The organism is Bradyrhizobium sp. (assembly GCF_049798375.1).
In the GTDB taxonomy this organism is placed as follows: domain Bacteria; phylum Pseudomonadota; class Alphaproteobacteria; order Rhizobiales; family Xanthobacteraceae; genus Bradyrhizobium.
In genome coordinates, this window is the sequence record NZ_JBARGP010000589.1 from 1 (window position 1) to 13830 (window position 13830).

A 13830-nucleotide genomic window follows, 5' to 3' on the forward strand; every position below is an offset into this window, starting at 1 on the left:
CGAGTTTCACAACGAGACGAATTGATTGCCGCTGTAAGGGATCGAAGGCGCGGCTGACGCCGTGGAACCAAGCCACCGCGTGGCGATCGCATGATCATCGTCATGTCATCAGCCCGCTCGCGGCCGCCATCAGACGCACCGATCATTGCGATCCCAAGGCTTTAGTCAGGACTGAGGTTGTGAGTGTGAGGTTCAGAAGCCCGGTCTCGATCTCGCGGATAGGCGCCTGGACGACATCGGTCAGCTCGGCAAAGCGCTCGTCTCAATCGTTGCGCCTTGCGAAGGCGCCTCAACGTTCGCGCGGACAATGACGCGCGCTGCCTTTGGCCCGACCAGTCGATCCAGATGGTAGCTGGCGGACACCAAGGTCCTGGCCGACCCAGGGCGTGCCTACGCCTTGCGACGGTTGAGCGCGAAGCCCAGGGCCAGTGCTGCGACCATCGCGATCTGCGCGGCGACAGTCTGTGCGGTTGGGAAAAGTCCGACCAGCGACAAGCGCGGCACCGCGCGCAGCGGAGCGATGCCGACGATGCCAGCCTCCTGCAGCGCGGAGATGCCCTTCCCGGCCAGTACGACCGTGAGGACGGCCATCAGCCAAGAACTGTAAGTGAAGAACTTGCCGATCGGCAGCCGACGGCTGTAGCGCAGCATGGCCCACGCGATGGCCGCCAACCCGACGCAGGCACCGAGCGCGCCAACGAGGATCGGGCCGCCGTTCCCCTGGTGCCAGAGCGCGGCGTAAAACAGGATGGTCTCGAACACCTCCCGGTAGACCACGACGAACGCGAGAACGAACAGGAACCAGGCCGAGCCGCCGGACAGCGCCTTCGACATCTTCTCGCGGATATACCGCTGCCAATGATCCGCCTGCGCCTTGCCGTGCATCCAGATGCCGACCGACAGCAGCACGACGGCAGCGAAGACCGATCCGAATCCTTCCGTCAGTTCGCGGCTCGCACCGCTGATGCCAATCACCCATGTCGCGACGACCCAGGTCAGGAAGCCGGCCACGAGCGCGCCGACCCAGCCCGCATGCACGTAGGGCATGACCTCCATCCGATCGGCCTTGCGCAGGAAGGCGATCATGGCCACCACGATCAAAAGTGCTTCGATGCCCTCGCGCAGCAGGATCGTCGCGGCGCCCAGCAAGGTCGAGAGGGAGTTCGTCGCATCCGGAGACAAGGCAGCCTGCGCATCGTCGAGAAGGCCGTCGAGGACCTGCACGCGATCCGACAGCGCCTCGGCGCTCTCCCCGCTTTGCACGGCCGCCCGGTACTCGCCCATCAGCCCTTCGATCCGCTCCATGAGCGTGCGGTCGCTTGCGGTCAAGGCGGGTTCGATTGGCTCGAACCCGTCGAGATAGGCCGAGAGGGCCAACTCGCTGGCGCGCTGGCGATGGCCCGCCCGGACCGCGTCGACACTCTCCTGGAGTTTGCCACGGACCAAGGACAGCGACCCGTCCTGCTGCGCGAGCGCATCGGGATGGCGACGGAGATACGCCATGATAGCGTCGGCCTTGTCCTGTCCGATCCTGGCGGCGAGCGCGGCGGGCGTGGTCGTGGCGAGCGTCTTGAGATCAGGGAGAAGCCCGTGCAACGAAGCGTCCTGCTTCCACAGGCGTTCGCCCTCCGCTGCCGCCCCATCCGCAAAAGCGAACTGCCCGGCGTAGAACGCCAGCGCCCAGCGGCTGTCGACCGGCAGCTCCTTGAAGCTCGGCATCGCTGTGCCGTCGAGACCTTGTGTGATCACTTGGTAGAGGCCGAATACGCTCCGCTGGCGGGCGCGGTTTGCGTCGGTAAACGCGATCGGGGGCGTGTCGAGCTTGGCGGCGTCCGGACCATGGCCGTCTCCGGCCTCACCGTGGCAGGCGGCACAGTTCTGGTTGTACAGCGCCGCCCCGCGGGCGAGATCGGGAGCTTTGCTGGGCGCAAGCGGCACCGGATAAGCCGCCAGGAGAGCAGCCGCCAAGCGGTGCGCGATTTCTGAGACCTGCTGCGGTTCAGCCTTGCCGGCGATGGCGCGCTTCAGCCGCTCGACGTCGCTAAGAAGCGCCTGCCTCTCCGGCTTGGGCGGCAACGCTGCAAGCTTTTCGGCCACGGTCGCGGCGAATTCGTTCTGCTCGGCATATTCGGAAGGACTGGTGACCGCGCCGTGCGCGACAGACCCTCCGTAGTCGACCGCGATGTAGTCGAGCAGGCGCCAGCTTGTCTCGACGTCGCTCGTCTCCGCTTTGGCTGCGCCGATAAGCGCAACTGCGAGCGCGGCGAACATTGCGAACCGCAATGACAGAATCTTCACGAGGATGCCCAATTGATTGACCGGCTAGAGAAGCTTGGTACCGCTCGGATACCAGAGGCTCAAATGGAGCCGTTCTAAATGTGCCCGCGGATCACCTTCTGTTGAGAGCCGCCGGTCGGGCTTCGGCTCGCAAACGGCGCACGTCGGCGGCAAGGAGCGTAAGCAAGGACCGTAAGTGTGGCTTTCGTGCCCTCGCTTGTAAAGGGCTTCAACAGCGCCAGCGAAGCTAGCCGCATTGTGCGTCCACTAACGCTGCGGCAGATCGACCGGATCCACATCTTGGGTAGTGGATCTCTTCTGCGCATCTGGAATGGGGCGATCTCCAAAGTCTATCACGGACTTGCGAAGCACGTGACCTCTTAGATCGGTGCTCAGCCGCGCACGGCGACTGCGATAGAAGAAGCTGAGACGGAATTCGCCGGCATGCTCGTCGACGCCGCGTTCGCAGACGCCCGTGATCTCCCGTTGGCGCATCAAGCCGGGCACGCGCGGCGTCGGTATGCGCAGGAGTTCGCCTATGAGCTCGGCGTCGACCAAAAACGTGTTGTCGTCGCTGAGCTCGACCACGCGTTCGGGCGGCTTCGGGGGTTCGGCTCCTTGGCGGCTGTCGATCATCACAAAATTTCCTTCTTGTCGAAGCGCCTTAAAAGATGTATTTATTATATATCTTAAAACTAGGAGGTCAATCGATGACCGTTCCGCTTCGGCTCGTGAACCAGACGGCTCAGCCGGTTCGAGGTGCGATCCTTCCCCGCTCTTTGCTGCCGACCGAGGAGCTCTCCGGGTCCGAGCACCGCCTGGAGCCGTCGGCGTTCGAGCTCTCCTTCCGTATCTTCGCTACCTTTCGCGCCCACCCGCATATCAACAACGTGCTCACCCATATCTCGCGCGCCAAATGGCACGAGGTGGAGCGGGCGCTCGACCGCATTCTAGATCAATCGATGACCAGCGACGGTCTCTCCCCGCTCGAGGAGAACCTCGTCGAGTTGATGGTCGGCGAACGCGGGGTCACCGGGAAGATCGTCAAGCCGTACTTTCAGGCCGCCATTCGCCGGCTGCTCGAGCCGAGCCTGGCCGAACGGCTGATCCGCCACGTTACCGCTTTGTATCTCGAGCTCGAATGGAAAGTGCAGCATCCGACGCCTGCGCCGCTCCCGGGCGAAGCTATGGAGGATCCGGACCGTGGAGCCCAATCCCAGTGAACGCGTGATTCATGTGGCGGAAATCGATCCGCGTTACCGGCATACGATCCTCTCCCGGCTGTTCGAACATCTCGCGCCGGATCAATCGTTGCAGATCGTCGTGGATCACGATCCCAGACGGCTCCGCCTGCAGTTCGAAGCGAAACACGGCTCGCGCTGCGCCTGGTCGTACCTGGAGAAAGGTCCCGATGTCTGGCGGGTTCGCTTGCGCCTGCTACCCGACAGGAGTCCGGAACTTGCCTAAGTCATCTACTTCAAATGCCGATGTGCCGGTCGTCACTCTGTCGCACCGCGAATTCAGCCGGTCCAGGGCTGGCCGCGGCCTGTCACGCGCCGAGAGGCTGGAAATCATCTCCCTCGTCGCGGCGGCCGGAGTCACCGAATGCTCCGCATGGCTCGTCCCGGTGCTGGAGCGCAACGGGCTCGATGAGAATTCAAGAATGGAGGAATGAAATGCTGAGCGATCGCTATCATTATGTGCGCCCGGCCGACGAGGCCGAACGCGCCTGCCTCGAGTCGCTGATCCGCGAGGATTTTGAGCGATGCCATCCCGGAGAAACGCTCGATGACGTCAGGCGCCGGGCGTCGTTCTCGAAGGAGGACCAGGGAATTCTCCGCGATTGGATGGCGGTCGCGGCAATTCGCGCGACGGCCGGCCGTGTCAAGGCACCGTTCACGCACGCTGCCTGATCGCGCTTTGGACTCCCGATCACGCCGCGGGACGCACGCCAAAATCCTTTGGCCTTAGCATCAGGTCCGCGAGCGTGTACTTGTCGAGCACCGCATTGAACGCATCGAGTCCTTCGTGCAGGATCCCGCGCAACCGGCAGCTGCGCGTGATGATGCATTGATTGCCCGCGGCGAAGCATTCGACCAGCGCGAAATCGGGCTCCGTGGCACGAACCACATCGCCAAGCCCAATCTTGTGGGGTTGCTTCGCAAGCATCAGACCGCCGGAGCGTCCGCGCACCGCCTTCAGAAATCCGGCCCTGGTGAGGGCATTCGTGATCTTCATCAGATGGGCGCGCGAGATGTCATAGACGTCGGACGCCTCTTCGATGGTGATCAGCCTGTCTTCGTGGGCCGCCGCATACATCAGCAGTCGCAACGCGAAGTCGGTGAAATTGGTCAATCTCATGAATCATCCCTGCGGTGCTGTTGATCGAGGGCCATGAATGTTGGCCGGCATGTGGCGTAAAGATTTACGCCACATGCATATTTTTGCAAGATTATCGGATCCTTCGCTCCCATGCCTGCCTGCACCGGCGCGGGCTTCACGGCAATGACGGCTCACACCGGTTCAGCTGCTCGATTGGCCCGAGCTGTCGCGTGAGACGATGGAGCAAGGCGTCGAACCGGCGTTCGCCCCTCGCATCGCTCTGCCGCAGCACGGCGCAAGCCCTCCCGGCGATGCGGCAGGCCGCATCCACCTCCCCGGCGTCAGCGAGCTTCTGCAAGGTTTCAAGCAGCAGCACGATGATCTGTTCGCGAGGCGTCGTGACGGACGTGAGCTGCGAATAGTCGAAACCGGCATCAGCGGTCTCTCGGCTTCTCCGGCTATCGGCCTCGCTCATGCGGCGGCCTCCCTGCCTGTGCCTTTGCGCACCAGTAGCCTGTAGGTCTTGCCGTCCGCTTCGAAGCCTCCTCGCCACTCGTGCCCGCGTTCGTCCAGTTTCGGCAGGAGGAAGACGGGCTCGCGGCAGAGCAGCGCCGAGAGAACCTCACCTGGCTGCAGTCTCTCGATCGCCGCAAGCGTGCGCACCAGCGGCTCCGGCGGATCGAGCTCGCGATTGTCGAGATGGCCCGACGGCTCGGGCCAGGCGGACTGTGCGACGCTACCCGTACTCGACGGAGCGGGCGCCCCATCTTGAGGACGGGCAACGGCAGCGGTCGGCGTAAACACCACCTCCCAATCGCCGCCGCCGATCTCTCGCGCCGCATAGGTGAAGCCTTTCTTGGCGAGCACGCCATACAGAGGAATCGGCTCGAATGTGGCGAGCAGCCGTAGAACCTGGCCGGGGCCGACCTTCCTCACAGCATCCATGATGACAGTAAACGGCTCTCCGCCGGCACGGAGGATCGGCCGTACGTCGAGTTCATGTTGGGCGTCGGTCATTTCGTCATTCTCCTCATCTTCGTGATTCCAGCCTGGGAAGAAGCAATCGTGGCCTCGCGCGCTTGCCTTCGGGCGGCATCGGCGCCTGCACCGATCTCAGCACGCGGATCGACACGAGTTCGACGCGGCGCCGACGCTTGCGAAGTAGATACGGAACCACGGCATCGCGCGCGGCTCGTCGACGAGATCCTGCACGCGCGGTGGGTCCGACCATGCGGAAAGAGCCGGCAATCAGGCCGGCGAGACCGACGACCAGAAGAGCAAGTGCGACAGCGGGCAACTCGGGATGGGCAAGCGGCTTGGCGACCAGGACAGGCACGAACTGAATGAGCGTCCCGGACAGCAGCAGGCTGAGCCAGCCGATCGCAACCAGATGGACAAGGATTAGGGTCTGAGGCGCTGCGACAGGCTGACTGGGAAAGCCGAAGCCGGCGATCATCAGCGACTCGGCTCCGAGAAGCGCGACCCCGAAATAGCTCATCGTCCATTTGGAGAGGGACGCGCCGATCATGGCTCGTTCTCGCCAGCAGGCCGGCCAGGAGCGACGCGAATGCCCCGCTCCCGACGGGCGCTCGTTCAGGCGGCCCTTGCGAGCTTTCCGATCTCGACCCGCCACACTGCCGGACCGCTCTCGAGATAGGTCCAGGAGAATTGCTTCGGATATTCTGCCTCAAGCTGGTAGTAAAGGGGCTTCGGATCGTGATCATTCACGAGAATGAACGAGCGCCCGGCCGCGAGCTCGTTGACGAGCTGGAAGATTTTCTGGTGACGCTGGGCCGGCGGCAGCTCGCGGACGTCGACGACCGATGCGTCCTTGGTGACATTGGACATGCTCAAACTTCTCCTTTGGTCGCTCGAAGGTCCGATCGTCCGCTGCCGGCGACCTCGGCTGCGGATTGAAGGTCGGGCGGCTCGCTCGAGGCTTCAGTCTCGCCCGGTTTCGGGCTGAAGTGCTCGGCGTACTTGTTGGGGACGCCGTTCCAGGCGTCGGCATCCGGCGGCGGTTCGCCCTTGGCGACGGTGTTCGGCCAAAGCGCCGCATATTTGTGATTGAGGCCGAGCCAATGCGAGTCAGGCGGAATGTCGCTGTCGGCGAAGATCGCCTCAGCCGGACACTCCGGCACGCAAACGCCGCAGTCGATGCACTCGTCGGGATGAATGACGAGCATGTTCTCGCCGACGTAGAAGCAGTCGACGGGGCACACCTCGACGCAATCCATGTATTTGCATTTGATGCAGTTGTCGGTGACGACGTGGGTCATCAGCGAGCCTTTCCACCGCACAACGGCTGCAGGGCGCAACCAGGTATTTCAATGATCGATGTGTAGGCCTCTCAAACCATAAAAGCAATATTTGAAATATATCTTTTAGGTCGACCTTTAGTCGGAGCGCCTCGCAGCGGAAGGACGATTCACTCTGGAAACGCGGCAGGCGAACCTTCAATGACGGATGTAGCCAATGCGCTCCCCGGTGGCATTTCCCGGTTCTAGTATCCGGGCTATGCGTAGAACATCGCCTTCGCAAGGACGACAATGCCGAGGATGCACGTGAACACGATGAGGTGGATGGCCTTGAAGATCGCCGGTTTCATCTGGTCCATGACGTGAAGCGTCATGGCGCTGACGAAGCAAACGAGAACGATGCCGGCGAGCACGACTTTGACCATCAACAGGCGCCCGAAACTACTCTCCGGCATGGTCGAAAGATCAGGAAAATGGGCTCGTAACATCAGGATGCCGGTCGCATAAAGCAGGACGACGATAACCGGCATGAATTGCCGAGCGCGCCGGATGATGCCGGATTCGATCTCCATCATGACCTCTTTCGACAGACGCTTCTGCAGGGATTCGAGGATCAGAACCTCGAAGATCACCACGCCGCCGAACGTCATGGCCGCCAGAAGATGGATGGTCTGGATGATGAAATAGTGCTCGTTCGAAAAAGCGCTCATGTGTGTTCTCGTCCGGGGTTCCGGCCGCGCCGGTACGACGACAGAACTATGTCAGTCGCAGCCGCCCGCGATCGGAACCCGATGCCATCAGGCGGTGCGTCGGATCAGGTCGCTTCGCGAGCCTCGAATCTCGGGAACAGCACATTGTTCTCGAGATGAATATGCTCCATCACGTCGTCGACCAGTTTGTCGGTCCCGACATAAAGAGCCTCCCACGATCGACACGCCCCCTCGGGCAGGGCGAAGCCTTGTGCAACGGTCTCCAGGCGACGCAGGAGCTCACCATGCCGATCGTGGTCATGACGCATCTGGGCGATCGGAAGCGCGGCTCCGACGTCACGCTGCCGACGCATCAAGGGGAAGAGCTCCGTCTCTTCATCCTGCATGTGCCGGCCAAGCTCGGCCTGAATCGCTTCGAGTGCGTCGGCGAGCCCGCGCGGTGCCTCGGGGTGGCCGGCGTGGACAGATTCCACCTTTCGGGCCAAGCGGACGAGCTCGGGCAGCTCGCGCCGATGTGTCTCGTGGTAGCGGCTGACGATATGCTCGATCAGCGCGTCGGTTGCTTCCGGCGCAGCAGCCGTCTTGCCCGGATCGAGCGCGGCAAGCGTCCTTTCGACAAGCCCGATGTCCAGCCCACGCTTGCGGACGGCGTCGGCCAGCAACGCGTCGCCACCGCAGCAGAAGTCGAGCTTGAACCTCCGAAAAACAGCCGTGGCACCGGGCAGTGTCGCGGCAATTTCGCCGATCGTGTGGTTTCCAAGCGTATTCTCGATGCTCATCGTTCTCTTCCTTCCTGATCCTGGCATGCCGCTGGCAGCCGAAGCTTTGCGGAGGGCCTCCATTCTGACTGACCCATCCGCCTCCCTCATCGGATCCCGAGATACGCCTTGGCGTCCGGGCTCATCATCTCGGGCGCCCAGCGCGGTTCATAGGTAAGTTGGACATCGACGAACTCGACGCCCGGCACATTGCTCGCACCCTCCGCGGCGCCGCCCTTCAAGTAGTTCGTAGCCGGGCATCCCGGCGTCGTCGTGGTCATCGTGACGCAAACGACGCCCCCCTCTTTGACTGCGACGTCGTAGACAAGACCGAGATCGACGATGTTGTAGCCGATCTCGGGGTCGATCACCTGACGTAGCGCTTCTCTGACGCGGTCGCCCAGATCGGGGCTGCCTTCGCTCGAATGCGACGAGGAAGGCTGCAAGGAGGCTTCGCTCGGCTGACGCAACATCGGCGCGCCCGACAGAAAATGCTCCATGATCACGCCGAGGATCGCAGGCTTGAGCAGTTGCCAGTTGCTGCTGGCCTTGGTGACCGTGATGGAATCGCGTCCGAGGCACACCGCCGAGATCTCCGGAATCGCGAACAGCCGTTCCGCGAGTGGCGAGGCCGCAGCCTGCGTCTCGTCGAGCAGATCGAGCACGCCTTCCGCGAGAACTTCGCGGCCGGGCAGAAATTTCAGTCGTGTCGGGTCGGGCGTCGCTTCCGTCTGGATGAACATGGCTGATCGTTCTCCAACGCATTCTCTGGGCCGCACAGTCGAACTCGATGCGGCGATCGCCGGTCGATTGCGCGACGTCTCCACTGAGGACCGGGATCGAGTCCATCAGGCGTGCTCGAAAATCTAGGCGGCTCGGTCCCGAAAAGCAATATTCTCTATACATCTTATTGAGAGACTGCACACAATTCTGTGATGCTGCGGGCTGCCCCCGCACAAAACCATGAGTTCACTAGGCACCTTTCCATTACAGCCCCTGCCCCGATGCGTTCTCGTCGAAAGTCGAAGTCGACGCGGCTCACTCGGGGCTGCATGTTCGTCGAACTCAAATCGTTCGAGCGTCGCGATTTGACCGGGAGGACATTGCATGTGCGCAGCATCCCTGGGTGAACTGCCGGATGGCGAGGATCGCGTCAGCAACGTTCTGAAATGGATACTGCTCGCGGTCGCGGTGTTCAGCTTCATCCTCTTCTTCTGGGCGACCGCCGTCACCTACGAGCGCGCGCCACCACAGCCGGATCGGTTCACGGATCCGAATGGCGCCACAGTGATGACGGGCGGCGATGTCGTCGCCGGCAAAGCCGGATTCCAGAAGGCCGACTTGATGGACTACGGCAGCCTGTATGGGATGGGGTCGTATTTCGGCCAAGACTACACCGCCTTCGCGCTGATGCGGCTTGCGAGCCTGACGGAGGACAATCTGGGCCAGGCGCGATTTGGGAAGAACTTCAGTGCGCTCGCGCCGGAACAACAAGCAGTGGTGCGCACCACGATGCGTCGCCAGCTGCAAACCATCGATTTGACCCAGCGCGAGGTTGCGCTACCTGCGGAGCTCGCCGCCGCGATGGCGACGGTCCGCTCTGACATGGCGAAAAACCTGCACACGGTCGATCTCACCACCGGATGGACGCCGGCCTTCAGTCTCAGTCCATCAGAGGCCGAGCAAACTGCGGATTTCATTATTTACTCGGCGATCACCACCGTCGCGCGCCGTCCCGCCACGACCTGGTCGTGGACCGAGAACTGGCCGTACGAGCCCGAGGTCGGCAACACGCCAACGACCAATACGTTCGTCTGGACCTGGGCGAGCTTCTGCTTCACCTTCCTCTGCTTCGGCGGCGTCCTGTTCATCTACAAATTCTGGCTCGACACGCCAGACGACTATCCGATGGAATCGACACTCGTCAGGTTTGGGCCGCTGACACCGAGCCAGCGCAAGATGGGAAAATACTTCCTGGTCGTCGCGGCGGTGCTGCTTCTGCAGATCGCGGCCGGCACGATCATGGCGCATGCCTATTACGACCGCCGCAGTTTCTACGGCCTCGAACTGCACAATTACCTGCCGTTCAATTTCCTGCGCGACGTGCACATTCAGGCGCCGATCATCTGGATCGGGGTGGCATGGATCAGCTCGGGCCTCTTCATTGCCCCAGCCATGGCGGGGGGGCGCGAGGCGCCCCGGCAGGGGTTGCTTGTGGATCTGCTGTTCTGGGTCACGGTTATCATCGTCGCCGGCGCCTTGATCGGAAACTGGCTCGGCATCATGGGTTACATCCAGACCGGCTGGTTCTGGTTCGGCAACCAGGGCCTCTCTTACATCCAGCTCGGTCGGTTCTGGCAGATCGCCTTCTTCGTCGGGCTCATCGCCTGGAGCGCGTTGATGTTCCGCGCGCTATGGCCGACCACCGAGATGTTGCGAAGCGCCACGCGCCAGTTCTGGACCGGACGGATCCGGCTCGAAAACCTGATCTGGGCGGCAACGATCAACATTGCCGTGCTCTATGTGTTCGGGATGATCCCGCTGACCGGAGTCGGAAAATCGTTCACGATCACCGATTTTTGGCGCTGGTGGGTGGTGCACCTTTGGGTCGAACAATCATTCGAGTTTTTTGCCGCCAGCATGAGCGCGTACCTCTTGATGGCGCTTGGGCTCGTCTCCCGCAGGCTCGCCGAGCGCGCGGTGTATTTCGAGCTGATCCTGATATTCCTGGGCGGCGTCATCGGCACCGGTCATCACCTTTATTGGGCCGGCGGTCCCAGCATGTGGGTGCCGATGGGCAGCATGTTCTCCTTCATCGAAGTGCTGCCGCTGGTCCTCTTGATCATCGAGGCGATCCAACAGCACCAGCTGATCCGGGCGCAGCGCCAATTCAACTACGGGCTCGCCTACACCTACATCATCGGCGCAGCGTTCTGGAATTTCGTCGGCGCCGGCGTATTCGGCGGCGGAACTCTGAATGCGCCTCTGGTCAATTACTATGAGCACGGCACGTTCTTGACCCTGAACCACGCCCACACCGCCCTGTTTGGCGCCTTCGGCTTGCTTGCAATCGGGCTGATTTACTTCTGCCTTCGCTACATCGCAGGCGACCGGGCGCCGTTCAGCGAAAAACTCGGATTCTGGGGATTCTGGCTCTACAACGCCGGATTGGTGCTGTGGATCCTCTTGAACTTCTTTCCGATCGGCTGGCCACAGCTCAATGCCGTGTTCGAACACGGGTTCGCCTATGCGCGCAGTGTAGAGTTCTACAATAGCACGCTGCTGTGGCAGTGGATGCGGCTCCCGGGCGATGTCGCATTTGCGATTGGCGCGCTGTTGATGGCCTGGGATTTCGTCATCAAAGTGGGCCCGCTATTTCCCCGGCTTGCGCAACGCCTCCAGGTGCCAACGTTGGAGCCGTCCGAGCATCCGGCGGAGTGATAGACGAACATCGCCGCGACCTGGATTGATTGAGGTCTCAACCATCGTAGTTCGAATTCCGAGGCGACACACTCGCGATCCGGGCAGCGTTGACGAACCGCTGCTCGGGGCCAACCGCTCCCATCAAGCGCTTTCCGGCCCGAAGGATCACTGCGGACCGATTTTGTCTACGTCTAAGCGCGGTCCGCAGTAGGCCGCCCGCGCCTATCGCCACCAATTGTTGGCAGCGGCGACCGTTTGGAAGTGCACGGCGATGACATGGGAGGCTGTCATGAGCTGTGCGGCGTCCTGCTCGTAAGCAGCGCGCAAATGCGACCTCACCTGGTCGGAGGGCTGTGTGAGCTTCACCCCCATTCGCGAGAGCTTGACGGCAAGCTCAAAGCCCGCCTGGGGCGTATCGGTCTTCAACGATGGGAGCCAGACATCGGTCATTGGGAAGTCCTCGAAAAAATTGACCCTGCGAACGAACCATACACCTATAACTATGTAATATAACAACCGTTTGTGCACGCGCATTCTTGCGTCGCCAACACCAACGATCACGCGATGAAATATCGAGCGCATCTCGTGACCAGAGAGGCTCTCCGATAACCCTTATTCAGGGACTAGCCTCGTTCCTATAGGGGTCGCAGATCTGGCCCTGACGCTAGTTGGGATGATCGCGGCGGTTCTTTCGACGTGGCGCCGGATCGGCGGCGAGCGAGGACCCGCGATCGACCTGATCGGCTGAAGCGACGCTACGTAAACCATTAAGAGACAAGCTGATCAATCCATCGTCAGCTTGCGCTGAACAAACAGCGTAGACCGGATAAAAGAAACTTGGGGCGCCCGCCACGAGGTGCAACTTTCCTGCCGCAATGTAAGGCGCGACCACGCGCTGGCGAAAATAGCCCGACCCGCCTGCTTCGAGGATGTAGATCAATGCCAGCGGTCCAAGGCCGACGAACAGTCCAGGATAGTTGTCTTTCGGAACACTTAGCTCGTGATGGTGGGCGAAGTCCGGCCCCCAATCGACGTAGACATAACTGTCCGGCCCAACTGCGTTGGCTTCCGCCTCGGTCGTAACCAGAACGAGCTTCTCCTCCAGAAGCAACTCGACATGCGCGCCGGGTCGGTACTGCGGCGCATACATCACCGCAACATCCAACACGCCCGTCGACACTTGATCGGTCAAGCTATCGGGCACGTCGACTTGGACACGGAGCGCGACATCCGGCGCAGAACGTCGCATCCAATGAAGCCAATCGGTGAGCCAGGGATGCCAGAGGCTCAACTCTCCACCGACACTCAGAACAGCCGCCGGCCCGGCGGCACGGCGACCTGATGCCGCGCTCTCTGCCATAGTTGCACGAACGTAGGCGCGTAACGAAGAAACTGCTCCCCGGCTGCCGTGAGCGATGCGCCATTCTTGTTGCGAACGAACAGCGGCCGACCAAGCTGTTCTTCGAGCGTCCGGACACGAGCGCTTACGGTCGTTTGGCTCACATTCAGTTGTTCAGCGGCTCGCACAACGCTGCGGGCTCTGATGATCTCGAGAAACGTCCGCGCCAGCTCGACGTCCATGGAGGCTTACCTTTCGTGGAGCAATCTAGCATTTTTTCTGCACTAATGAAGCTACTAAATTCGTTTGCTTGCTCGAGCCTCGAGAGCAAGGATCATCCATAACTCGGGCTCGTGCTCGTTCGGCGGCGACTGTCGCGCTGGACCGTCTGCGCGGCTGCGCGCGTTCGTCACAGCCGGACGCCGCAAGGCGCATCTGAAACTGCGGGGAACGATTATCCGCCTCGGCGGCCCGAGCGCGACACTCAGACCTGCTGTCGACGCAGGTCAGATTGGATTGCGAATTGCGGGAGAATGAGTGAACGCCGGATTGCGCAGCACAACAGCAAATGGCGCTTCTGGCCGCTCCATAGCCGAGAGAGGAAAGATGTCAGTCGCTTCAGTCGTGTCTTCCGATCCTCATGGAAACAGCCACCCCACCGGCTGGCGTCGTTATCTCTATTCAACCAATCACAAGGACATCGGCACGATGTATTTCGTGTTTGCGATGTGCGCGGGGTTGAT

At 61.7% G+C, this 13830-nt stretch carries 16 protein-coding genes and 3 pseudogenes; 5 read left to right on the forward strand and 14 right to left on the reverse strand.

Translation table 11 applies throughout. The features are described 5' to 3' along the window. Positions 1-390: 390 nt before the first annotated feature. Positions 391-2271, reverse strand: coding sequence for an FTR1 family protein (locus WA702_RS23650; protein WP_425112992.1), 1881 nt, complete (start codon positions 2269-2271; stop codon positions 391-393). Positions 2272-2544: 273 nt separating this feature from the next. Beyond that, a complete protein-coding gene (locus WA702_RS23655) occupies positions 2545-2913 on the reverse strand; it encodes a DUF6522 family protein (RefSeq protein WP_425112979.1) in 369 nt (122 codons plus the stop codon). Between the two features lie 74 nt (positions 2914-2987). On the opposite strand from WA702_RS23655, the gene WA702_RS23660 reads away from it, so the two are divergent. From WA702_RS23660 to WA702_RS23670, 3 genes are all read left to right on the forward strand, one after another. Further along, positions 2988-3500: a hypothetical protein gene (locus WA702_RS23660; protein WP_425112980.1), complete on the forward strand. Its 513-nt coding sequence runs from the start codon at positions 2988-2990 to the stop codon at positions 3498-3500. Next, the gene (locus WA702_RS23665; protein ID WP_425112981.1) at positions 3481-3744 is read left to right on the forward strand and encodes a DUF2249 domain-containing protein; all 264 of its coding nucleotides are present in this window, start codon (positions 3481-3483) and stop codon (positions 3742-3744) included. The genes WA702_RS23660 and WA702_RS23665 overlap by 20 nt, the downstream gene beginning before the upstream one ends. 209 nt (positions 3745-3953) lie before the next feature. Continuing rightward, positions 3954-4190 (forward strand): hypothetical protein, encoded by a 237-nt coding sequence (locus WA702_RS23670; RefSeq protein WP_425112982.1) that lies wholly within the window; start codon positions 3954-3956, stop codon positions 4188-4190. Positions 4191-4209: 19 nt separating this feature from the next. Here WA702_RS23670 and WA702_RS23675 read toward each other — a convergent pair whose 3' ends face one another. The 10 genes and pseudogenes from WA702_RS23675 to WA702_RS23720 all read right to left on the reverse strand — a co-directional run. Further along, positions 4210-4638, reverse strand: coding sequence for an RrF2 family transcriptional regulator (locus WA702_RS23675; protein ID WP_425112983.1), 429 nt, complete (start codon positions 4636-4638; stop codon positions 4210-4212). A gap of 136 nt (positions 4639-4774) precedes the next feature. Continuing rightward, positions 4775-5074, reverse strand: a complete 300-nt coding sequence (locus tag WA702_RS23680; protein ID WP_425112984.1) for a hypothetical protein — start codon at positions 5072-5074, stop codon at positions 4775-4777. Next, a complete protein-coding gene (locus WA702_RS23685) occupies positions 5071-5616 on the reverse strand; it encodes a DUF2249 domain-containing protein (RefSeq protein WP_425112985.1) in 546 nt (181 codons plus the stop codon). Before WA702_RS23685 ends, WA702_RS23680 begins: the two co-directional genes overlap by 4 nt. Positions 5617-5629: 13 nt before the next feature. After that, complete coding sequence (locus tag WA702_RS23690) at positions 5630-6127, reverse strand: hypothetical protein (protein ID WP_425112986.1); 498 nt, start codon at positions 6125-6127, stop codon at positions 5630-5632. A 65-nt stretch (positions 6128-6192) separates the two neighbouring features. Continuing rightward, positions 6193-6447 (reverse strand): DUF2249 domain-containing protein, encoded by a 255-nt coding sequence (locus WA702_RS23695; RefSeq protein WP_425112987.1) that lies wholly within the window; start codon positions 6445-6447, stop codon positions 6193-6195. Positions 6448-6545: 98 nt separating this feature from the next. Beyond that, positions 6546-6878 (reverse strand): annotated as a pseudogene (gene fdxA, locus WA702_RS23700) (ferredoxin FdxA); the annotation flags it as partial. Between the two features lie 236 nt (positions 6879-7114). Next, positions 7115-7567, reverse strand: coding sequence for a hypothetical protein (locus WA702_RS23705; RefSeq protein ID WP_425112988.1), 453 nt, complete (start codon positions 7565-7567; stop codon positions 7115-7117). 104 nt (positions 7568-7671) lie between these two features. Continuing rightward, positions 7672-8346, reverse strand: coding sequence for an iron-sulfur cluster repair protein YtfE (ytfE, locus tag WA702_RS23710; protein WP_425112989.1), 675 nt, complete (start codon positions 8344-8346; stop codon positions 7672-7674). An 86-nt stretch (positions 8347-8432) separates the two neighbouring features. Further along, positions 8433-8798: a metal-sulfur cluster assembly factor gene (locus WA702_RS23715; protein WP_425112993.1), complete on the reverse strand. Its 366-nt coding sequence runs from the start codon at positions 8796-8798 to the stop codon at positions 8433-8435. Positions 8799-8864: 66 nt separating this feature from the next. Then, positions 8865-9068 (reverse strand): annotated as a pseudogene (locus WA702_RS23720) (NifU N-terminal domain-containing protein); the annotation flags it as partial. Positions 9069-9432: 364 nt separating this feature from the next. On the opposite strand from WA702_RS23720, the gene WA702_RS23725 reads away from it, so the two are divergent. Beyond that, positions 9433-11766: a nitric-oxide reductase large subunit gene (locus tag WA702_RS23725; protein WP_425112990.1), complete on the forward strand. Its 2334-nt coding sequence runs from the start codon at positions 9433-9435 to the stop codon at positions 11764-11766. A 204-nt stretch (positions 11767-11970) separates the two neighbouring features. On the opposite strand, the gene WA702_RS23730 is transcribed toward WA702_RS23725, so the two are convergent. Together WA702_RS23730 and WA702_RS23735 are read right to left on the reverse strand one after the other, a co-directional pair. Continuing rightward, positions 11971-12198, reverse strand: coding sequence for a hexameric tyrosine-coordinated heme protein (locus WA702_RS23730; protein ID WP_425112991.1), 228 nt, complete (start codon positions 12196-12198; stop codon positions 11971-11973). A gap of 214 nt (positions 12199-12412) precedes the next feature. Further along, positions 12413-13329, reverse strand: a pseudogene (locus tag WA702_RS23735) (LysR family transcriptional regulator). Between the two features lie 295 nt (positions 13330-13624). Here WA702_RS23735 and WA702_RS23740 point away from each other — a divergent pair. Beyond that, a partial coding sequence (locus tag WA702_RS23740) for a hypothetical protein (RefSeq protein WP_425112994.1) occupies positions 13625-13830 on the forward strand: 206 nt, incomplete at its 3' end.